This is a genomic window from Methylobacterium sp. J-068, from assembly GCF_022829445.1.
Lineage (GTDB): Bacteria > Pseudomonadota > Alphaproteobacteria > Rhizobiales > Beijerinckiaceae > Methylobacterium.
The window spans coordinates 1-18,945 of record NZ_JAKSXY010000028.1 but is presented as its reverse complement, the minus strand read 5'-3'; the positions used below and the strand labels follow the sequence as shown (position 1 = coordinate 18,945).

At 68.3% G+C, this 18,945-nt stretch carries 17 protein-coding genes and 2 pseudogenes; 13 read left to right on the top strand and 6 right to left on the bottom strand.

Annotation, left to right across the window (positions count from 1 at the left end; translation table 11 throughout):
* The 3 genes and pseudogenes from MKK54_RS02270 to MKK54_RS02260 all read right to left on the bottom strand — a co-directional run.
* A pseudogene (locus MKK54_RS02270) lies at nt 1-159 on the bottom strand (UDP-glucose 6-dehydrogenase); the annotation flags it as partial.
* 477 nt (nt 160-636) lie between these two features.
* Nucleotides 637-846, bottom strand: coding sequence for a hypothetical protein (locus MKK54_RS02265; protein ID WP_244008879.1), 210 nt, complete (start codon nt 844-846; stop codon nt 637-639).
* Between the two features lie 337 nt (nt 847-1,183).
* Complete coding sequence (locus MKK54_RS02260) at nt 1,184-3,055, bottom strand: ABC transporter ATP-binding protein (RefSeq protein ID WP_244008878.1); 1,872 nt, start codon at nt 3,053-3,055, stop codon at nt 1,184-1,186.
* A 107-nt stretch (nt 3,056-3,162) separates the two neighbouring features.
* Between MKK54_RS02260 and MKK54_RS02255 the strand changes: the two genes are divergently transcribed.
* From MKK54_RS02255 to MKK54_RS02205, 11 genes are all read left to right on the top strand, one after another.
* Nucleotides 3,163-3,630: a tRNA (cytidine(34)-2'-O)-methyltransferase gene (locus MKK54_RS02255; protein ID WP_244008877.1), complete on the top strand. Its 468-nt coding sequence runs from the start codon at nt 3,163-3,165 to the stop codon at nt 3,628-3,630.
* A gap of 87 nt (nt 3,631-3,717) precedes the next feature.
* Nucleotides 3,718-4,407 (top strand): PspA/IM30 family protein, encoded by a 690-nt coding sequence (locus MKK54_RS02250; RefSeq protein WP_244008876.1) that lies wholly within the window; start codon nt 3,718-3,720, stop codon nt 4,405-4,407.
* 42 nt (nt 4,408-4,449) lie between these two features.
* The gene (locus MKK54_RS02245) at nt 4,450-4,722 is read left to right on the top strand and encodes a YiaA/YiaB family inner membrane protein (RefSeq protein WP_244008875.1); all 273 of its coding nucleotides are present in this window, start codon (nt 4,450-4,452) and stop codon (nt 4,720-4,722) included.
* A gap of 51 nt (nt 4,723-4,773) precedes the next feature.
* Nucleotides 4,774-5,700 carry an oxygen-dependent coproporphyrinogen oxidase gene (hemF, locus tag MKK54_RS02240; RefSeq protein WP_244008874.1) on the top strand — a complete coding sequence of 309 codons (927 nt, stop codon included), beginning with the start codon at nt 4,774-4,776 and terminating at the stop codon, nt 5,698-5,700.
* Nucleotides 5,697-6,299, top strand: a complete 603-nt coding sequence (locus tag MKK54_RS02235; RefSeq protein ID WP_244008873.1) for a suppressor of fused domain protein — start codon at nt 5,697-5,699, stop codon at nt 6,297-6,299. Before hemF ends, MKK54_RS02235 begins: the two co-directional genes overlap by 4 nt.
* Entirely contained in the window at nt 6,299-7,420 is a 1,122-nt protein-coding gene (locus MKK54_RS02230) for an ATP-dependent RecD-like DNA helicase (protein ID WP_244008872.1), read from the top strand. Before MKK54_RS02235 ends, MKK54_RS02230 begins: the two co-directional genes overlap by 1 nt.
* Nucleotides 7,421-7,519: 99 nt before the next feature.
* Nucleotides 7,520-8,056 carry an ATP-dependent protease subunit HslV gene (gene hslV, locus MKK54_RS02225; RefSeq protein ID WP_244008881.1) on the top strand — a complete coding sequence of 179 codons (537 nt, stop codon included), beginning with the start codon at nt 7,520-7,522 and terminating at the stop codon, nt 8,054-8,056.
* 74 nt (nt 8,057-8,130) lie between these two features.
* A complete protein-coding gene (locus tag MKK54_RS02220) occupies nt 8,131-9,801 on the top strand; it encodes a methyl-accepting chemotaxis protein (protein ID WP_244008871.1) in 1,671 nt (556 codons plus the stop codon).
* 142 nt (nt 9,802-9,943) lie between these two features.
* Nucleotides 9,944-11,014, top strand: a complete 1,071-nt coding sequence (locus tag MKK54_RS02215) for a hypothetical protein (RefSeq protein ID WP_244008870.1) — start codon at nt 9,944-9,946, stop codon at nt 11,012-11,014.
* The gene (gene hslU, locus MKK54_RS02210; RefSeq protein WP_244008869.1) at nt 11,014-12,327 is read left to right on the top strand and encodes an ATP-dependent protease ATPase subunit HslU; all 1,314 of its coding nucleotides are present in this window, start codon (nt 11,014-11,016) and stop codon (nt 12,325-12,327) included. Before MKK54_RS02215 ends, hslU begins: the two co-directional genes overlap by 1 nt.
* A gap of 321 nt (nt 12,328-12,648) precedes the next feature.
* Complete coding sequence (locus tag MKK54_RS02205; RefSeq protein ID WP_244008868.1) at nt 12,649-14,061, top strand: dienelactone hydrolase family protein; 1,413 nt, start codon at nt 12,649-12,651, stop codon at nt 14,059-14,061.
* Nucleotides 14,062-14,067: 6 nt separating this feature from the next.
* Here MKK54_RS02205 and MKK54_RS02200 read toward each other — a convergent pair whose 3' ends face one another.
* From MKK54_RS02200 to MKK54_RS02190, 3 genes are all read right to left on the bottom strand, one after another.
* Nucleotides 14,068-15,144 (bottom strand): MBL fold metallo-hydrolase, encoded by a 1,077-nt coding sequence (locus tag MKK54_RS02200; RefSeq protein ID WP_244008867.1) that lies wholly within the window; start codon nt 15,142-15,144, stop codon nt 14,068-14,070.
* Nucleotides 15,145-15,205: 61 nt separating this feature from the next.
* Nucleotides 15,206-16,291, bottom strand: coding sequence for an aromatic ring-hydroxylating dioxygenase subunit alpha (locus MKK54_RS02195; RefSeq protein ID WP_279597125.1), 1,086 nt, complete (start codon nt 16,289-16,291; stop codon nt 15,206-15,208).
* Nucleotides 16,292-16,687: 396 nt separating this feature from the next.
* The gene (locus tag MKK54_RS02190) at nt 16,688-17,278 is read right to left on the bottom strand and encodes a hypothetical protein (protein WP_244008866.1); all 591 of its coding nucleotides are present in this window, start codon (nt 17,276-17,278) and stop codon (nt 16,688-16,690) included.
* 183 nt (nt 17,279-17,461) lie between these two features.
* On the opposite strand from MKK54_RS02190, the gene pgeF reads away from it, so the two are divergent.
* The gene (gene pgeF, locus MKK54_RS02185) at nt 17,462-18,250 is read left to right on the top strand and encodes a peptidoglycan editing factor PgeF (protein ID WP_244008865.1); all 789 of its coding nucleotides are present in this window, start codon (nt 17,462-17,464) and stop codon (nt 18,248-18,250) included.
* Between the two features lie 253 nt (nt 18,251-18,503).
* Nucleotides 18,504-18,824 (top strand): annotated as a pseudogene (locus MKK54_RS02180) (porin family protein); the annotation flags it as partial.
* Between the last annotated feature and the right edge of the window lie 121 nt (nt 18,825-18,945).

The following is an 18,945-nucleotide window of genomic DNA, read 5'->3' as shown; positions in this document are numbered from 1 at the left end:
GGCCTCGAGCCCGGGCTCGTAGATCGGCATGCGCCCGGCATTCAGCGCCGCGATCTTGGCCGGGTCCTTGTCCACGCACACCACCGTGTGCCCGAAATCCGCAAAGCACGTGCCCGAAACCAGACCGACATAGCCGGAGCCAACCATCGCAATTCGCATGACGTGTCTCTCCAGGCCGGAGGGCATCTCCGGCGACCGACGTCTGATACTGTTTCCGCCTGATCCGTTCGGTGACGGGGTGACTCGCGGGTCCCCTCTCCTGGAAGGAGAGGGACAGGGTGAGGTGTGTGACCTCTCCGAAGACGGACCACACCTCACCCCAACCCTCTCCTTCCAGGAGAGGGAGACCGTCGCGTCTGATCGTCCCGAAGGGATCAAGCGGAACCGGTATGAAGCATCCGCGGGCGCCTGGCGGCCGGGGACGCCCGGTTCCCTTAAGACGTTTGTCGGAGTTGTGCCATGACGCTCGCTCGATCCGGCAGGCTCTATGGTCCACGAACCCGTCACGGATGCTTTGCCGTCAATCGAAAACCCAAGCAAATCCGCGCGCGTCTTGGGTCCGAAACACGTCGGGCCGCCACACGACCCGATTCTGGTCACGTGGCGGCCCGAAGACGCGGACGGATCGGTCGAGGATCAGGCCGTGGGGTAGGAGAAGACGCCGACCGAGCGGTGGAAGGGCACGATCTCCCGGGCGCGATGGCGACGGGCCTTGTCGAGCAGCTTCGCGTTCAGGCGGTCGCCGCCGATATCGGCGAACTGCCGGTCGGTCAGCTCCGCGATTTCGCGGACCGAGGCGCTCTCTCTCAGAGAGGCGGCGATGTGATGAAGGATCGACTGGACCATGGGAGCATTTCCGATTTGGAGTTTTGGCCGAGCCATTCGGCCCAGCCCCATGTCCCGGATGTAAGCTCTCCCGCACTGCGGCAGGAGCGTCGATCGCTGTGGTCTGCCATGCGGTTTGAGCATGTAGGAGGCAGTTCTGCACAAGCTCTGAGCATCAACGCCTAAATTATTGAAGATCCTGATTTTTTACGGAGAGGGTGACGCCGCCGGCCGCATCGCTGGATAATCCGGGCGCACCTGTCGCCCAGGCTGTGTGCGCCGCAACACGCTCGATCCCGGCGCCGTTGTCGATTCGCTCACGGATTTCAGGGTGAGGCCCCGGACCGGGGGTCGGCCGCTACTCGGCGGCGTCCTCGTAGGCGCGGGGCTCGGCGCCGTCTCCGAGGAACCCTCCGGACTGACGGGCCCACAGACGGGCATAGAGGCCGCCCGCGGCGATCAGCCCGGCATGGGTGCCTTCCTCGATGATCCGGCCGGCATCAAGGACGATCAGGCGGTCGAGCGCCGCGATGGTCGAGAGCCGGTGCGCGATCGCCAGGACGGTCTTGCCCTGCATCAGGGTGTCGAGGCTCTCCTGGATCGCCGCCTCGACCTGGGAATCGAGGGCCGAGGTCGCCTCGTCGAGGATCAGGATCGGAGCGTCCTTGAGGATCACCCGCGCGATGGCGATGCGCTGGCGCTGGCCGCCCGAGAGCTTCACCCCGCGCTCGCCGACCTGTGCGTCGTAGCCGGTCCGGCCCCTGTGATCGACGAGATCCCGGATGAAACCGTCGGCCTCGGCGAGCCGGGCGGCGCGCTCGACCTCGGCCATCGTCGCGTCGGGCCGGCCATACGCGATGTTGTCGCGGATCGAGCGGTGCAGCAGGGACGTGTCCTGCGTCACCATCGCGATGGCGCTGCGGAGCGAGCCTTGCGTCACGCCCGCGATGTCCTGTCCGTCCACGAGGATGCGGCCGGTCTCGAGGTCGTGCAGACGCAGCAGCAGCGACGTGATGGTGGTCTTGCCCGCCCCGCTGACGCCGACGAGCCCGACCTTCTCGCCGGCGCGGATGTGCAGGTTCAAGCCCTGGATGATCGAGGCGTCGTCGCGCCCGTAATGGAAGCCGACATCCGCGAAACGGATGTCGCCGCCGGTGACCGTCAGCGTACCGGCATCCGCGCGGTCGGTGATGGCGTGGGGCCGCGCGATCGTCTGCATGCTCTCCTGGATCACGCCGACATTCTCGAAGATGCCGCGCACGGTCTGCATCACCCAGCCCGACATCGCCATCAGGCGCAGCACCAGGGCGAGGCCCGCCGAGGCCTCGCCGGTGGTCATGCCGCCGCGCTGCCACAGGACCACGCAGACGCCGGCCGTCGAGACGATCAGCATGCTGTTGAGGAGGCCGAGCAGCGTCGTGGTGCCGCTGACCAGACGGAACTGGTGCAGGTAGGCCCGGGTGTGGACGTCGACGGCATCGCGCACCGCCGCGCGCTCCTCGCGGTCGCGGGCGAAGAGCTTCACGGTGAGGATGTTGGTGTAGCTGTCGACGATGCGCCCGATCAGGGCCGAGCGGGTGTCGGCGGTCACCAGCGAACGGGCGCGGGCGCGCGGCACGAACCAGCGCGTCAGCGCCGCGTAGGCGGCGATCCAGAGCACCACCGGCAGGGCCAGCCAGAGGGAGATCGACCCGAACAGGCCCACCGCCGTGACGGCATAGATCGCGACGTAGAGCAGCGTGTCGATGAAGACGACCGCGAGTTCACGCACCGCCGGCCCGACCTGCACAACCCGGTTGGCGAGCCGGCCGGCGAAATCCGCCTGGAAGTACGAGAGCGAGTGCCCGAGCGTGTAGAGGTGCGTGCGCCAGCGGATCTGGTTCGTGGCCTGCGGCACGATGAGCTGGTTCGAGAGGATCTCGTGCAGCCAGATCGTGACGGGCCGGACCACCAGGATGAGGATCGCCGCCAGCATCAGGGCGGTGCCGTGCTCCTGCCACAGGGTCGCCCGATCCGCCTTGTTAAGGAGGTCGATGAACCAGCCCATCAGCAGGTAGAGCGAGGCCTCGACGCTGCCCGCCAGCACCGCCACCACGAACAGCACCGCCAGGGCCGCCCGGATCGGCCTCAGATAGAAGGCCGCGAAGCCCAGGACGGTTTTGGGCGGCATGCGCCCGTCGTCGAACGGCGCGAAGACATCGATCCGGCGTTCGAGCCAATCGAGAAACATGAGATCATCCGGTTGCTGCAGCGTCCCATTAGCTATGCCGCCTTGACCGGCTGCCAACCCGGAGGCGATGCCGCACGGAGCCTCATCCGTCTCCGGAAGCGTCATCCATGCTCCGCCTCGCCCTCTACCAACCCGACATTCCGCAGAATACCGGCACGCTCCTGCGCATGGCCGCCTGCCTCGGGGCCGCCGTCGAGATCATCGAACCGGCCGGCTTCGACGTCTCCGATCGGCACCTGCGCCGCTCCGGGTTGGATTACCTCGATCATGTCAGCGTCACCCGCCACCGCTCCTGGGACGCCTTCGCCGCGTGGCGACGGCTGTCGGGCATCCGGCTCGTGCTCGCCACCACCCGGGGCGCTCTGCCCTACACCGACTTCCCCTACAGGGACGGCGACTGCCTGCTCATGGGACGGGAATCGGCCGGCGTGCCCGAGGCCGTGCATGCGGCGGCGGATGCGCGCGTCGTCGTGCCGATCCGGCCCGATCTGCGCTCGCTCAACGTCGCGGTCTGCGCCGCGATGATCCTGGGCGAGGCGTTGCGCCAGACGGGCGGGTTTTCGCCCCCTGTTTAAACGACGTGCAATTCCACACTTGAACACCGTTCAAAATCTGCGACAACCGCTTCCGTGAACAGGGTTCACGGAAGCGGGAGCCACACCATGCTCAGATTGTTTCGCACCCTCGCGCGCGGCGCGGCCGCCAGAGCTGAGGAAGACCTCTTCGACCGCAACGCGCTTCTGATCCTCGATCAGCAGATCCGCGAGACGCGCGCCGCCCTGGAGCGGAGCCGCCAAGCGCTCGCCGCCTCTGTCGCGGGCGACAAGGCCGAGGCGCGCCGCCTCGCCGAGGTCGAGGCCCGCGCCGCCGACCTGGAAGCCCGCGCCGTCGCGGCGTTGCAGGCCGGGCGCGACGACCTCGCCGGCGAGGCCGCCGAGGCGATCGCCGAACTGGAGGCGGAGCGCGATGCGATCCGCAGCGCCCGCACCCGCTTCGCCACCGAAGTGGCGCGCATCCGCGCCGTGGTGACGGATGCCACGCGCCGGCAGGCGGAGCTGGAACGGGGCCGCCGCATCGCGGCCGCCGCCGAGACGGCACGGCGCCTGCGGGTGAGCCCGGCGCCCCAAGAACGCGCCACCCTGAAGGAGGCCGAGGCGACGCTGGCCCGGCTGCGCACGCTCCAGGCGGAGGCCGACGACACCGAGGCGGCCCTGCGCGAGGCCGAGCCCGGCGCCGACATCGCGGAGCGGATGGAGCGCGAGGGCTTCGGGGCTACCACCCGCCCGACCGCCTCGGCCGTCCTCGACCGGCTGCGCCACCGGGCCGGCGCCGACCGGCACCCGGCCGCCTGACATCACCCCGACCGCATCGCCCGCACACCAAGGAGCACGACCATGAACAACGAGACCACGCAGCATTCCGGCGCCTGGGTCGCCTTCACCTACGCGTCGTTCCTCGGCTCCGCCGCGATGGTGGGCCTCGGCATCCTGTTCATGCCCATCGACATCTGGATCAAGGGCTACCTCGCCATGGGGACGATCATGCTCGTGCAATCCTGCATCACCGCCACCAAGACGATCCGCGACGTCCATGAGGGCCGGCGCATGGTCAACCGCATCGAGGACGCCAAGACCGAGCGGCTGCTGATGTCGGTCGGCAAGGATTGAGGGGCCACGCCAGAATTGACGGCCGGGCGGCGGGATGGGACATCCCCAGTCATGACGAGCCCCGACAACTCCGCCCCCCGGCTGCCCGAGGCCGAACTGACCGCCCTCAAGGCCGAGGCGACGGCGTGGTTCACCACCCTGCGCGACCGGATCGTGTCCGCCCTGGAGACCCTGGAGGCGGAAGCGGCGGGTCCGTTCCACCCCGACGCGCCGGCCGAGGCGGGACGGTTCGAGAAGACGCCCTGGCAGCGCACGGACCATTCCGGGGCGCCCGGCGGCGGCGGCACCATGGCGATGCTCAAAGGTCGGGTCTTCGAGAAGGCGGGCGTCCACGTCTCGGCGGTGCACGGGGAGTTCGCGCCCGAGTTCCGCGCCCAGATGCCAGGTGCCGCCGAGGACCCGCGCTTCTTCGCCACCGGCATCTCGCTGATCGCGCATCCCTGGAACCCGAACGTTCCGACGGTGCACATGAACACCCGCTTCGTGGTGACCACGAAGACGTGGTTCGGCGGCGGCGCCGACCTGACCCCGGTGCTCGACCGCCGCCGCACGCAGGACGATCCCGATTCGCTGACCTTCCACGCCGCCCTGAAGGCCGCCTGCGATGCCCACGCGCCGGCGGCCGATTACGCCCGCTACAAGGCCTGGTGCGAGGAGTACTTCCACCTCAAGCACCGCAACGAGCCGCGCGGCATTGGCGGAATCTTCTACGACTATCACTGGACCGGCGATCCGGCCGCCGATCTCGCCTTTACGCGCGATGTGGGGGGCGCCTTCCTCCAGGCCTATCCCGCCATCGTGCGGGCCAACCTCGATACGCCCTGGACGGAGGCGGACCGGCTGGAGCAGCAGGTCCGGCGCGGGCGCTACGTGGAGTTCAACCTGCTCTACGACCGCGGCACGATCTTCGGGCTGAAGACCGGCGGCAACGTCGCCTCGATCCTCTCCTCGCTGCCGCCCACGGTGCGCTGGCCGTGAGCGGCCCGGCCGCCCCTCCGGCGGACATCACGGAGACCAACCGCGCTGTGGCGCGGATGCTGGCGGGCGTGTTCGGCGGTACGCCTTCGGTCGCACGGCACCGGGACGAGGCGCTCCTCGGTCATGTCGACATCCTGACCTGCCGCGACGCGCCGCGGGCGGGGCTCACGGCTTACGCGACGGTGACCCTCGCCAACCATCCGCTCTATCAGGAGGGTGCCGAATTTCCCGGCCGCTGCGAGATCCTGGGCGTCTGCGCGAGTGCGAAGGCGGGCTTCGCGACCGTTCTGGCGGCCTGCGCCTTCCAGGTCATCAACGCGCGCTGGTTCCTCGCCCCCGGCATCGTGTTTCCGGGCATCCTCGAGAACCTGGGCGTGTCGGACACGCTGGAGCACATCCTGTTCGTGCCGCCCTTCCTTTGGGAAAACCGGCTTCAGACGATGGAAACACCCGACCGCGCCCTGGCCTTCCTCCTCGCGGTCCCGATCTCGAACGCGGAATATGCCTTCGCGCAGGAATCCGGCGGCGACGCCCTGGAAGACCTGTTCGCGGAACGCGGCGCCGATCCGTTCGACCTCGACAGGCCCTCGGTGCTCTGATGGCCGACACAGATCTGCCGACCCGCTTCGCCCCCCAGCAGGATGCGGCCCTGAAGGCGATCGCGGCGTGGCGCAAGACCGATGGCCAGCAGGTGTTCCGCCTCTTCGGATATGCGGGCACCGGCAAGACCACGCTGGCGCGCCGCATCGCCGACGATGTCGAGGGGCTCGTGATCTTCGGCGCCTTCACGGGCAAGGCCGCCTCCGTCATGCGGCAGAAGGGCTGCCACGACGCGGCGACGATCCACAGCCTGATCTACCGCACCAAGGAGACCGAGGATGGCGGCCCCGCCTTCACCCTGAACCGCACCGGCCCGGTCTCGAAGGCCGAACTCATCATCATCGACGAGTGCTCGATGGTGGATCCGGACCTCGGCAACGACCTCCTGTCCTTCGACAAGCCGGTGCTGGTGCTGGGCGACCCGGCCCAATTGCCGCCGGTGCGCGGCGGCGGCTTCTTCACCGAGGCCGAGCCCGACGTGATGCTCACCGACGTTCACCGGCAGGCGGCCGACGATCCCATCGTGCGCATGGCGATGACGGTGCGCGAGGGCGGCCGCCTGTCCATCGGGGAGTTCGGCGAGAGCCGCGTCGTCTCGCGCCGGTCCATCGACCCGAATGTGGTGCTCCAGGCCGATCAGGTCCTGGTCGGCATGAACAAGACCCGGCGGCTCTACAACAACCGCCTGCGCGAACTCGCCGGCCACACCGACCCGATGCCGGCGGTGGGCGAGAAGCTCGTCTGCCTGCGCAACGATCGGACCAAGGGCCTCCTCAACGGCTCGACCTGGACGGTGCACGCCCAGCGATCGTCACCGCGCTCCGACACCGTGCGCCTCGACGTGGTGCCCGAGGACGACCCGGCCCTGCGGCGCCGGCCCACCGACATCAAGGTGCTGCGCGCGGTGATGTCAGGCTCCGAGGAGGAGATTCCGGCCTTCCTGAAGCGGGAGACCGACGAGTTCACCTACGGCTACGCGCTCACCGTGCACAAGGCGCAGGGTTCGCAGTGGGACGACGTCGTCCTGTTCGATGAATCCTTCGCCTTCCGGGAGCATCGCGCCCGCTGGCTCTATACCGGCCTGACCCGGGCGGCCCGGCGGATCACCGTGGTGGTGTAGGGCCGAGTGGCATTCGGGCGAACGCACGCCTACCTGCCCTTCCGACGCAACCCAATCCAGGAGCCAGCCTTGGCGCACGATTCGAACGGCCCGCCGCAGATGCACGCCACCACGATCCTCATGGTCCGCAAGGGCGGCCGGGTGGTGATCGGCGGCGACGGGCAGGTCAGCCTCGGCCAGACCATCGTCAAGGGCAATGCGCGCAAGGTCCGGCGTCTCGCCAAGGGCTCGGTCATCGGCGGCTTCGCGGGAGCGACGGCGGATGCCTTCACGCTGTTCGAGCGGCTGGAGGCCAAGCTGGAGCAGTATCCGGGGCAGCTCACCCGGGCCTGCGTCGAACTCACCAAGGATTGGCGCACGGACCGATACCTGCGGCGTCTCGAGGCGATGATGCTCGTCGCCGACAAGGACGTCAGCCTGCTGCTTTCGGGGGCCGGTGACGTGCTGGAACCGGAGAGCGGCGTCATGGCCATCGGCTCGGGCGGAAACTATGCGCTGGCCGCCGCGCGAGCACTCGAAGACAGCGGCCACGATGCCGAAGACATCGTGCGCCGCGCCATGCGCATCGCGGCAGAGATCTGCGTCTACACCAATGGCAACCTCGTGATCGAGACGCTGGAAACGTCGGACAGTTGACGCGAGGCCATTAACGAAAGTTTTCTGAAATCTGCCTAATACCTCGGGTCAGAGATCCGGGCAGGTTCCAGACGATGAAGATCAAGACGAAGATCCTGACATTCGTTTTGGCCTGCGGGGCCATCACCCTCCTGGTCGCGGGGGTGGGCATCAGCACCCTCTCTGCCCTCAACACCGCGATGGAGAATTCCCGGCTCGCCGCCCGCGGTGCGCTCGACGCGGCGAACTTCAACCGCGTCGTCACCACCGTGGTCCTCGAATCCCGCGGCGTCTACGCCGCTCGGGACGGGGCGGACGCGCAGAAATACGCCGACCGGATGCGCCAGAACCTGACGGCCATGAACGCGCTCCTGGCCGATTGGAGCCGGCGCATTCAGCCCGACGAGCGCGCGCAGTTCGAGTGCGTGGTCCAGGGGGCCGCCACGTTCACGACCCTCCGCCAGGAAATCGCACGGCTCGGAACCGAGGTCGCGCCGAAGGCGGCGGCGGAGGTGGGTTTCAACGAGGCCAACCGCGCCAACCGTCAGGCCTTCCAGGATTCGATCGACGTGCTCGTCGCCAGCGGCCAGGCTCACGTCGCGGCCATCGATGCCGCCACCGACGCTCTCTACGACGATCGGCTGAAGCTTCTGAGCGCCCTCGCGATCGGCGGAACGCTGGCCTGCCTGCTCATCGGAGGCTTCCTCGGACACCGGCAGATCGCCGTGCCCCTGGCCGGCGTGACGGCGGCGATCCGGCGCCTGTCGGGCGGCGACCTGGACCTGCCGGTGATGAAGCCGAGCCGGGACGAGATCGGCGAAATCTGGTCGAGCATGCAGGTCTTCGCCGGATCGATGCGCGAGGCCGAGGCCCTGCGCGTGGCGCGGAGCGAAGCGGACGGCCTCGCCAGCGTCCAGCGACGCACCGAGCGGACGGAACTCGCCGATCGCTTCCAGGGCAGCGTCGGGTCGCTCGTGGGGGATTTCTCGGGCGCCGCCGCCGCGATGGAGGAGACCGCGCGGGCGATGTCCACCCACGCCGAGCACACCAACCGGCAATCGGCCGCCGTGATGCGGGCCGCCAACGAGACCGCGCAGAACGTCCAGACCGTCGCGGCCGCCACCGAGGAACTCGCCGCCACCGCCAACGAGATCGGGCAGCAGGTCAGCCAGACCTCCGAAGCCGCGGCCGGCGCCGTTGAGAGCAGCCGGCGCACCCATGCCAGGGTCGAGGCCCTGGCCGAGGGCGCGGCGCGCATCGGCGACGTCGTCGCCCTGATCTCCAGCATCGCGGGGCAAACCAACCTGTTGGCGCTCAATGCCACCATCGAGGCGGCGCGGGCCGGCGAGGCCGGGCGCGGCTTCGCGGTGGTCGCCGCCGAGGTCAAGGGCCTCGCCGCGCAGACCGCACGGGCCACGGACGAGATCACGACGCAGATCACCATGATCCAGAACGCCACGCGCGACACCGTGGCGGCGATCAACGAGATCGGCACCACCATCGGCAGCGTTCACACCATCGCCCTCGGCGTCGCCGCCGCCGTCGAGGAGCAGCAGGTCGCCACTCAGGAGATTGCCCGCAGCGTCAGCGACGCCGCGCGGGGCACGCGCGACGTCACCGAGACGATGGCGCAGGTCCAGGGCGCGGCGGTCGAGGTCGGAGCGGGCGCGGCCCAGGTCCTCGCCTCGGCGGCGGAACTCGCCCGCCGCTCCAACGCGCTCCAAGGCGAGGTTTCGCACTTCGTCGGCTCGATCCGCGCGGCCTGATGCGGCCACATCGGGCGCGAACACGTCTGGTAAGGACGGGGCGCCGCGCTTAAGTCGGGGGCGTGCGCCAGTCCGTCCTCCCCACCGCCTCGTGCGGCCATGCCCTCGCTCGCCACCGGGCGTTCCGCCGCGAGGTTCGCCCGTGATCACCGGCGATCATCTTCGCCGCGCCGTGGCGGAGGGCCTCATCACGGAGGCCCAGGCCCAGGCGCTCCATCGGCTGGCCACGGACGGCGCGCTCGACCGGATCGCCCCGGGCGAACCGCGCGACGACGAGCGCCTGCGCTTCATCTCGGGCTTCGCCGACATCTTCGTGACCCTCGGGCTGTTCCTGTTCCTCGGTGCCTGCGCGCATTTCGGACTGTCGACCCTCGGCCCCGCCGCGGGCTACGGCCTGATCGCCGCCCTCGCCTGGGGTCTCGCCGAGTTCTTCACCCGCCGCCGCCGGATGGCGCTGCCGAGCATCGTGCTGCTCCTGATCTTCGCCCTGGCGGTCTATTCGTCCGTCGCCTTCGCGCTCGCGGGCGACGCCGGAGTGCGCTCAAGCTGGACGACCCTGCTCGATCTGTTCGGCGGTGACCGCCTGGGTCCGGTGCCGATCATCGGCGCGGCGCTCGCGACCCTGGTGCTGACGAGCCTGCATTACCGGCGCTTTTCCGTGCCCATCACCGTCGCGGCGGGGTCGGCGTCCTTCCTGGCCCTGGTCTTCGGCCTGCTCGTTACGGCCGCGCCCGAGCTGGTACGCGCCTCGCTCAACATCCTGTTCATCGCCGCCGGGCTCGCGGTCTTCGCCCTCGGGATGCGCTTCGATCTGGCCGATCCGGCACGGCTCACCCGCCGCACCGACATCGCCTTCTGGCTCCACCTCCTTGCGGCGCCGCTGATCGTGCATCCGATCCTCGGGACCTTGTCGAACGGCGGCGGCCAGGGCGCGGCCCTCGGCGTGCTCACGATCGTGCTCGGGCTGGCGGGGATCGCCCTCGCCGTCGACCGGCGCGCCCTCCTCGTCTCCGGGCTGGTCTATGCCGGGCTGGCCTTCGGCTCCCTCGTTCGGGACGCGGGTTTCGGCGGGAGCACCGTCCCGCTCAGCCTCCTCACCCTCGGAACCTTCATCCTGGCCCTGAGCGCCGGATGGCACCCCTTGCGCGCCCTCCTGTTGCGCGCCCTTCCCCGCCCCCTGGCAGCCCGGCTGCCGCATCCGATCGGAGCGTGATGACCACCTTCTCTCCCCGCGAGATCGTCTCGGAACTCGACCGCTTCATCGTCGGGCAGGCCGACGCCAAGCGCGCGGTCGCCATCGCGCTGCGCAACCGCTGGCGCCGGCAGCAGCTCACCGGCCCCTTGCGCGAGGAGGTGGCCCCGAAGAACATCCTGATGATCGGCCCCACGGGCTGCGGCAAGACCGAGATCGCGCGGCGTCTCGCGCGCCTCGCCGGGGCGCCGTTCCTGAAGATCGAGGCGACGAAGTTCACGGAGGTCGGCTATGTCGGCCGCGACGTGGAGCAGATCGTCCGCGACCTCGTGGAGGTCGGCATCGGCCTGAAGCGCGAGGAGAAGCGCCGCTCGGTCAAGGCCAAGGCGGAGGCGGCCGCCGAGGCGCGCATCCTCGACGCCCTCGTGGGCCCGACGGCCAGCCAGGCCACCCGCGACAGCTTCCGCAAGAAGCTGCGGGCGAGCGAACTCGACGACAAGGAGGTCGAGATCGAACTCGCGGGCGCCCCGCCGGGTGGATTGCCGATGTTCGAGATCCCCGGAATGCCCGGCGCCTCGATGGGCGCGGTCAACCTCGGCGACATGCTCGGCAAGGCGCTCGGCGGCCAGAAGGGCAAGCCGCGCCGGATGACCGTGAAGGACGCCTACGCGCCCCTGCTCGCCGAGGAATCCGACCAGCTCGTGGATGCCGATTCGCTGACCCAGGAAGCCATCCGCGAGGTCGAGGACAATGGCATCGTGTTTCTCGACGAGATCGACAAGATCTGCGCCCGCGAGGGCCGCTCCTCGGCCGACGTCTCGCGCGAGGGCGTGCAGCGCGATCTGCTGCCCCTGATCGAGGGCACCACGGTGGCGACGAAGCACGGGCCGGTGAAGACCGACCACATCCTGTTCATCGCCAGCGGCGCTTTCCACGTCTCGAAGCCCTCCGACCTCCTGCCGGAACTGCAGGGCCGTCTGCCGATCCGCGTCGAGTTGCAGCCGCTCACCGTAGAGGATTTCCGCCAGATCCTGACCTCGACGGAGGCCAGCCTCCTGAAGCAGACCGTGGCGCTGATGCAGACCGAGGGCGTCACCCTCGAATTCAGCGAGGATGCGGTGGACGCCCTGGCGCGGGTGGCGGTGGACGTGAACAACTCGGTGGAGAACATCGGCGCCCGCCGGCTCCAAACCGTGCTGGAGCGCGTCATCGACGAGATCTCCTTCACCGCCACCGACCGCTCCGGCGAGACCGTGCCGATCGACGCGGCCTACGTGCGCTCGCGGGTGGAGAGCCTGGCGGCGAACGCGGATCTGAGCCGGTTCATTCTGTAGGAGCCGAGATCGATTTGCTTCGTGTTGACGGTCACAGCGGCCATCCACAGCTGTGACCGTCAGTGCGGTTCGTGCCGGTCGGCGCACATAATACAAGATCGATCGGTTATAAATGAGCTATGTATTTCACTATATCTATCATAATTAAAAAATTTTGCATTAGATATGTTATTTATTTGAGCAGGCTCGAACACATATCGATTTGAAACCTATAACCCAGGTACCAAAATTTGCATGTCGGTCGGTCTTGGTTGAATAAAACCAAAAAGCCACCTATACGTGTGCCGGTATCGGCCTTGCAAGTTATTCAGGAATAAATTCGTGTATCTTTGGCTTATTTGTTCGGCAATGTTGTCGATAGCCTGGACCGCGCCTATCATCGCTGGCGAAACACTTCAATACGGCCCCGATACGCCGATCGAATGGCTCCACTTCAATTATCACGGCGACCCGCGTCGACCGGCGATGTTGAAGACAACGGTGGCAATTCCGACGGGGCAAGGACCTTTTCCCCTGGTGGTGTTCAATCACGGCTCCAATGGAAAGGCGAACGAGAACGACATGCGCAATTACGAGCGCAGCATGGCCACCTATTACTTCCTGTCCCGTGGTTATGCGGTCGCCCAACCGCTGCTCCGCGGATATGGAGGTTCGACCGGCGCACCGTCATTTCAGGACAAGTGCCAATTCACCGAGATGGCGCAGGATCACGGCAAAGATATCTTGGCTGTCATCGACCAGCTGGCCGAAAATCCGAAGATCGATACCCGTCGCACGATCATGGCCGGAGCGAGTTTCGGGGGTTGGAATGCCCTGGCCGCTGGAACGTTGCGTGATCGACGCGTGAAGGTGGTCGTCAATTTCTACGGCGGCTTACGCTCGGTGAACTGTAAAGCCAGCGACGTTGCCCTTCGACGGGGGGCGGGCCTTCTTGGAAAAGCAAGCAAAGTCCCCTCGATCTGGTTCTACGGCGACAACGATCAACTGTTTCCAAAACCGCTCTGGGAAGCGATGTATGGCGCGTATGTCGGCGCGGGCGGCCAAGCCGAAATGGTGGCGTATGGAAAGTTCGGCACCGATTCACACCGCCTCCTCGGAAACCCGGCGGCGTTCGGCGTCTTCGTCCCTCGCCTGGATGCGTTCCTGAAGCAACATGGATTTCCTGCCGCGATCACCCATCCCCAATACATCCCCCTCGAGCCACCGCCGGCCTCGCGGTACGCCGATCTCGACGATGTCGATGCACTCCCGTTCTCGACCCCAAGGAACCGGGAAGCCTACCTGGCTTTCCTGAAATCGCCGCGTCCCCGTGCCTTCTTCATCGCCGCGGGTCGCGGCACGATCGGCACGAGCGAGGGGTACGATCCGCTGGCGCAGGGTTACGCCGAGTGTAAGCAGCACGGTGTGACGTGCAGGCTCTACGCCTTCAACGACGATGTCGTCTGGACCTATCCGTCGCCGCCGCCCGCTCCGACTCGCTTCGCAGCGTACGAAGACGCCGATGCGATCCCGTATATCGACGCCGCAGGACGCACCGGCTACGCTAAATTTCGCGCCCTGCCGCGCCCCAAAGCCTTCGTCATCGCCCCGAATGGCGCCTGGATGTTGGCCTCAGGAGACTTGGATGCCGTGGGTACGGCGTTGGAGCGATGCGGCCGGGTCAATCCCGGTTGCAAGCCTTACGCGGTCGATGGCCACGTGGTCTGGCCGGAGACGGCCGCCGCATCGCGGTAGGGTCGCTTAGCCCTCCCACACCTGACCCGGCCGCAAAGCCAGGAAGCGCTCCGGCGCGATCCCGTTCGTCGCGCAGGCCTCGGCCAGAGCCTCGGCCGGCTGCTCGATGCCCTCGTCGGTGAGTTGGAAGGTGCCCCAGTGGTGGCCGAGCATCTGGTCGGCCCCAAGCAGCAGCCCGGCCTCCACCGCCTCGGCCGGGTCCATGTGCTGCTCCTTCATGAACCAGCGCGGCTCGTAGGCGCCGATCGGCAGGGTGGCGAGGCGCGGCGGTCCGAAGCGGGTCCAGGCGTCACGGAAGATCGCGCCGCCGCGCAGGCCGGTATCGCCCGAATGGTAGTGGACGCCGACCGGCGTCGTCAGGACGTAGGAGCACCACAGCGCCATGCGGCGGTCGTTGAGGCCCCGCGCCGACCAGTGGTTGGCGGGCGTGAGATGGACCGTCAGGCCGCCGCCGAGATCGACCAACTCGCCCCAGTCGCGGGTCTCCACGTGCATGGTGTCGTCGTAGGCGCGCAGGATCGCGTCATTGCCCAGCGGCGCCAGGATCAAGGGCTGATGCGCCTGCCAGAGGCGCGCGACCGTGGGGCCGTCGAGATGGTCGTAATGATTGTGCGTGATCAGGACGGCGTCGATGGGCGGCAGGTCCGCGTAGGCGATGCCCGGCGGATTGACGCGCTTCGGGCCGGCAAAGCGCAAGGGGCTCGCGCGCTGGGCGTAGACCGGATCGACCAGGATGTTCCGGCCCGCCACCTGGAACAGGTAGCTCGCATGCCCGATGAGGGTGACGCGAAGGCCCGCGACGCGCTCGGGCGGCACATCGCCGGCGAAGGGACTCGGGTGGAAGGCCGGCCAGACCTGGCGCAGCGGGCCGTCGACCCCGCGACGGGAACGCCAGCGGGCGATGTCGCCGAGGGTCTTGTCCGCCGGCTGGTCGGTGCCGTGGAAGCGCACGCCGTCGAAATGGTCGCTCCGGGGCCCGCGATAATACGGGTTGCGGCCGCGCCGGTGGGCCGCATATCCGACCCCGCCGAGGGTCATCACCGTGGCGGCGCTCAGCGCCGTGATCAGACTGTGCCGTTTCATGGACACGAGATGGCCGCACGCCGCCCCGGATCAAGCGGCGCGGCCACGCATCGCAGCCGATTCACGAGCGCCAACGCAGTTCCTGGCGCTCGAGGGGGTTCGCGAAGGGCCGACCTTCGCGCGCGGCCTGGAGGGCCTCGCGCTTCAGGCGGAAGTACCATTGCGACGGCAGGTCTCCCTGGCCGAACAGCACCATCGTGGGCTTTCGGTCGAGACCGGCCTGGGCGTGCTGGAGCACCTGCTGGTCCTGCGTCAGGAACTGGCGCATCAGCGGCCGCGCGACCGGCTTGAGCAGGTTCAGGGTCGGCATGTTCCAGTACAGCGCGTTCGTCAGCATCGTGCGGTTCTGGGTCAGCGGCGTCGCGAAGGTGTAGTTCGCCACCCGCTTGGCGCCCGCCTCGATCCGCTCCAGGCGCACGCCCGGCAGGCGGAACTCGATCTCGACGGAGGGGACGCCCCCGAGCAGGCGGTAAACCGGCGAGCTCGTCGTGGTGGCGTGGCTCGTCATGGTGAAGCCGTGCGGGGTCGGCGTGAAGGTCTTCACCTTCTCGCGCAGCTCCTTCGAGGGTCGGAACCACCAGGAATCGTGAACGAAGGCGACGTGGCCCGGATCGACGAGGCTGAGGGTCGTGAGGTCGAACGAGGCTTCGACGACGAGTTCGACCACGAGGGAGCCGGCGGCCTCGAAGCCCAGTGCGGGCAGGGCCGCAGGTTCCGAGCCGGTCTGCGGCCCGAGATAAGGGTTCACCCAGGCGAAGCCGGCGCTCTCGCGAATGGGAAAGCGCTGCACGGCGATGCGCGAGAAATCGGCCGTGTCTGACTCGGAGAGCGTCGGCACGTCGCGGCAGCGTCCATCCGTGCCGAAGCGCCAGCCGTGGAACGGACAGGTCAGGTCGGCGCCGTCGAAGCGCCCCTTCGACAGGGCCATGCCCCTGTGCGGACAGCGGTCCCGCAGGGCGAAGGGCGCACCGGACGCCTCGCGCCCGAGGACGATCTGCTCGCCGTTGAGCGCGACGGCGCGCAGGGTGCCGGCCTTCAGGGAATCGGAGCGCCCGACGCAGTACCAGGCGTCGGGGAGAGGCTGGCGCATGGCATCCGGATCGAGGGCGGCCTCGTCGGGTGCCGGCATGCGCAGGGCTGTGGACATGGTGATGCGAGGGTCCGGGGCCGTTGGCGGGCCTGACCTTTAGACCCGCCGGCGGGGCGTGGCCAGCCGAGACGGCGCGGCGCGCGGGGCGATGAGGGGGAGCGGCGGAAGGGCGCGGCCGGGGGCCTTTTCAAACCCGGCGGGGCTCACTAGCTTCGGCTTACCCGCAACGAACGAAAGGAGGTGATCCAGTGTCTCATTGTCATCAGCCGCTCATCCCGGCCTCCCGGACCTGGACCGTCGCCTCCGGCGCAGCCTTCTAGCGCTAGAGGCGTACGCAACAGTTTCGGCCGGACATCAAGCGGTTCGGCAATGGAAGGGCCGCCCCCTCGCGGGGGCGGCCCTTCGTCGTTTCGAAGCCGGGGGGCGCTGTCGGACGGAGCGCGACCGTCGATGTCAGATCGCGGCCCGCTTCTGGAAGATCGGTTGGGCCAGGGCTTCGGCGCGGGCCGCCCAGAGATCGCGCTCGCTGCGCATCTCGGCGAGATTGGCGGCGTCGGCGGCGATCTGGATCCGCAGTTCACGCACCTGCTGCTCGAACGTGGCCTGGGCGTCCGCGAGGCGGTCCCGCTCGGCGCGCACGGTGTCGAGTTCCTGCATGTCCTCCTCGACATGAGCGCGCAGATTGCGCAGCTCGCGGGCGATCACGCCCTGGAGGGCGTCGTAACGATCGTTCTCGACCTTCAGCTTGGCCTTGAGCATGATGTTCTCGGCCATGAGGTCCGAGACGTCGGATTGCGCGGCGCCGGTCGGTGGCGACGCAGGCGCCACGACGCGCGGGATCCACTGGTTGCCTGAATCCGAGCCGCGCGCCTCGCCGTTCGGCTCGGCGATCCTGGCGCTCTCGCGCGGCGCGCTCGGCGGGGATGCGTCGGGCGACGACGACGACGTCGCCGCCTTCATCGCGGCCAGCCAATCGCGGAGCGGACCCGGTTGGGGCCGGGACGCGGGATCGTGCTGGGCATATTGGCGGGCGGGTTCCGACATCGGCAGGTCCTCGGCTCTGAGACGCATCCGACCAAAACATGCTTAATGAAGCGTAAAGATCCGCGTGATCAGGGTAAGCCCCGAAGGGTTCGGCCGTTTCCGCCGCCCAATCCGCCACGCTCGGCGCCGCCTGGCCGGACGCTGTACGTTTCCTTTTCTTTCGTCTCAGGACAGACGTGTTCCATGCCGCTCGATCCTCGCGCGTTCCTCGAAGCTCCCGCCCTGTCCGCCCTCCCGGGCATAAGGCACGCCTTCTTCACCCGGCAGGGCGGCGTCTCGGAGGGAATCCATGCGTCCCTCAACGGGGGACTCGGCTCGAACGACGGGCCCGCCAACGTCTCCGAGAACCGCCGCCGGATGTGCGGGCATCTCGGGGTGGCGGAGGACAGCCTCGTCAGCCTGTACCAGGTCCATTCCCCGGAGGTCGTGGTGGTCGAGGCGCCGCTGTCCCTCGCCGACCGCCCCAAGGCGGACGCGATGGTGACGCGCGTGCCCGGGCTCGCGCTCGGCATCGCCACGGCCGATTGCGGGCCGATCCTGTTCGCCGATGCCGCTGGCGGCTTGGTCGGCGCCGCGCATGCGGGCTGGAAAGGCGCCCTCACGGGCGTGATCGAAGCCACGATCGGCGCGATGGAGCGGCTCGGCGCCGCGCGCGGGCGGATCGTGGCCGTGCTCGGGCCGACGATCGCGCAGGCGGCCTATGAGGTGGGACCTGACTTCATCGCCCGCTTTCACGCGGAGGCACCGGGCTTCGAGCGCTTTCTCGGCTCGGGTCGGCGGCCCGGATACGCGCAGTTCGACCTTCCGGGCTTCATCCTGGCCCGGCTCGCGGAAGCCGGCATCGGCGGTGCCACCGCCCTCGATCGCTGCACCTATTCGGAGCCGGAACGCTTCTACAGCTATCGCCGGACCACCCACCGGGGAGAGCCGGATTACGGACGCCTCATCTCGGCCGTCTGCCTCGCGGGCTGACGCGTCCAGTCCCCTGCGACAATTTGTCAAGAATAAACCGTGGCCGTGCGTGAACCTTGGCCATTCGCGCGCGTTTTCTGGGCAAGTAGCCGTAATGGCAGGACGAGTATCGCCACAAAGGGGCCGCCTTCGATGCGGCTGGCGTGATCGTAAGGCCACAGCTTCTTGCACGCGGCTGACTTAAAGACGGGGAACTGCAACGGACGCTTCCGGCAAAAGGAGCGCCGCTGCCTTACGGTTAGAGGACCAGACCATGAAATCCATTCTTCGCAGCGCCACCGCGCTCGCCGGCATCGCCCTCGCCGGCTCTGCCTTCGCCGCCGATCTTCCGCGCCGCGCCGCTCCGCCGGTGTTCGTGCCGGTGCCGGTGTTCACCTGGACCGGCTTCTACGCCGGTTTCAACGCCGGTTACGGCTTCGGCACGGGCAACGACAACAAGGGCCCGACCACCATCGTCGCCAACTCCCCGATCTTCCTCGGCACGGCGGCCAGCCCGCTGGTCGGCGGTCGCGGCGCCGGCGCTTTCGGCGGCCGTGACTCGAACGAAGGCTTCGTCGGCGAGGGCGATGCCGGCGAGCGCGGTGGCGCTGCGAAGAATGGATTTCATGGTCTGGTCCTCTAACCGTAAGGCAGCGGCGCTCCTTTTGCCGGAAGCGTCCGTTGCAGTTCCCCGTCTTTAAGTCAGCCGCGTGCAA

Bases quoted from the DNA above. Each gene is read 5' to 3' on its own strand.
- MKK54_RS02265 (WP_244008879.1), bottom strand. From the start codon at position 846: ATGGTCCAGTCGATCCTTCATCACATCGCCGCCTCTCTGAGAGAGAGC.
- MKK54_RS02260 (WP_244008878.1), bottom strand. From the start codon at position 3,055: ATGTTTCTCGATTGGCTCGAACGCCGGATCGATGTCTTCGCGCCGTTC.
- MKK54_RS02255 (WP_244008877.1), top strand. From the start codon at position 3,163: ATGCTCCGCCTCGCCCTCTACCAACCCGACATTCCGCAGAATACCGGC.
- MKK54_RS02250 (WP_244008876.1), top strand. From the start codon at position 3,718: ATGCTCAGATTGTTTCGCACCCTCGCGCGCGGCGCGGCCGCCAGAGCT.
- MKK54_RS02245 (WP_244008875.1), top strand. From the start codon at position 4,450: ATGAACAACGAGACCACGCAGCATTCCGGCGCCTGGGTCGCCTTCACC.
- hemF (WP_244008874.1), top strand. From the start codon at position 4,774: ATGACGAGCCCCGACAACTCCGCCCCCCGGCTGCCCGAGGCCGAACTG.
- MKK54_RS02230 (WP_244008872.1), top strand. From the start codon at position 6,299: ATGGCCGACACAGATCTGCCGACCCGCTTCGCCCCCCAGCAGGATGCG.
- hslV (WP_244008881.1), top strand. From the start codon at position 7,520: ATGCACGCCACCACGATCCTCATGGTCCGCAAGGGCGGCCGGGTGGTG.
- MKK54_RS02220 (WP_244008871.1), top strand. From the start codon at position 8,131: ATGAAGATCAAGACGAAGATCCTGACATTCGTTTTGGCCTGCGGGGCC.
- hslU (WP_244008869.1), top strand. From the start codon at position 11,014: ATGACCACCTTCTCTCCCCGCGAGATCGTCTCGGAACTCGACCGCTTC.
- MKK54_RS02200 (WP_244008867.1), bottom strand. From the start codon at position 15,144: ATGAAACGGCACAGTCTGATCACGGCGCTGAGCGCCGCCACGGTGATG.
- MKK54_RS02195 (WP_279597125.1), bottom strand. From the start codon at position 16,291: ATGTCCACAGCCCTGCGCATGCCGGCACCCGACGAGGCCGCCCTCGAT.
- MKK54_RS02190 (WP_244008866.1), bottom strand. From the start codon at position 17,278: ATGTCGGAACCCGCCCGCCAATATGCCCAGCACGATCCCGCGTCCCGG.
- pgeF (WP_244008865.1), top strand. From the start codon at position 17,462: ATGCCGCTCGATCCTCGCGCGTTCCTCGAAGCTCCCGCCCTGTCCGCC.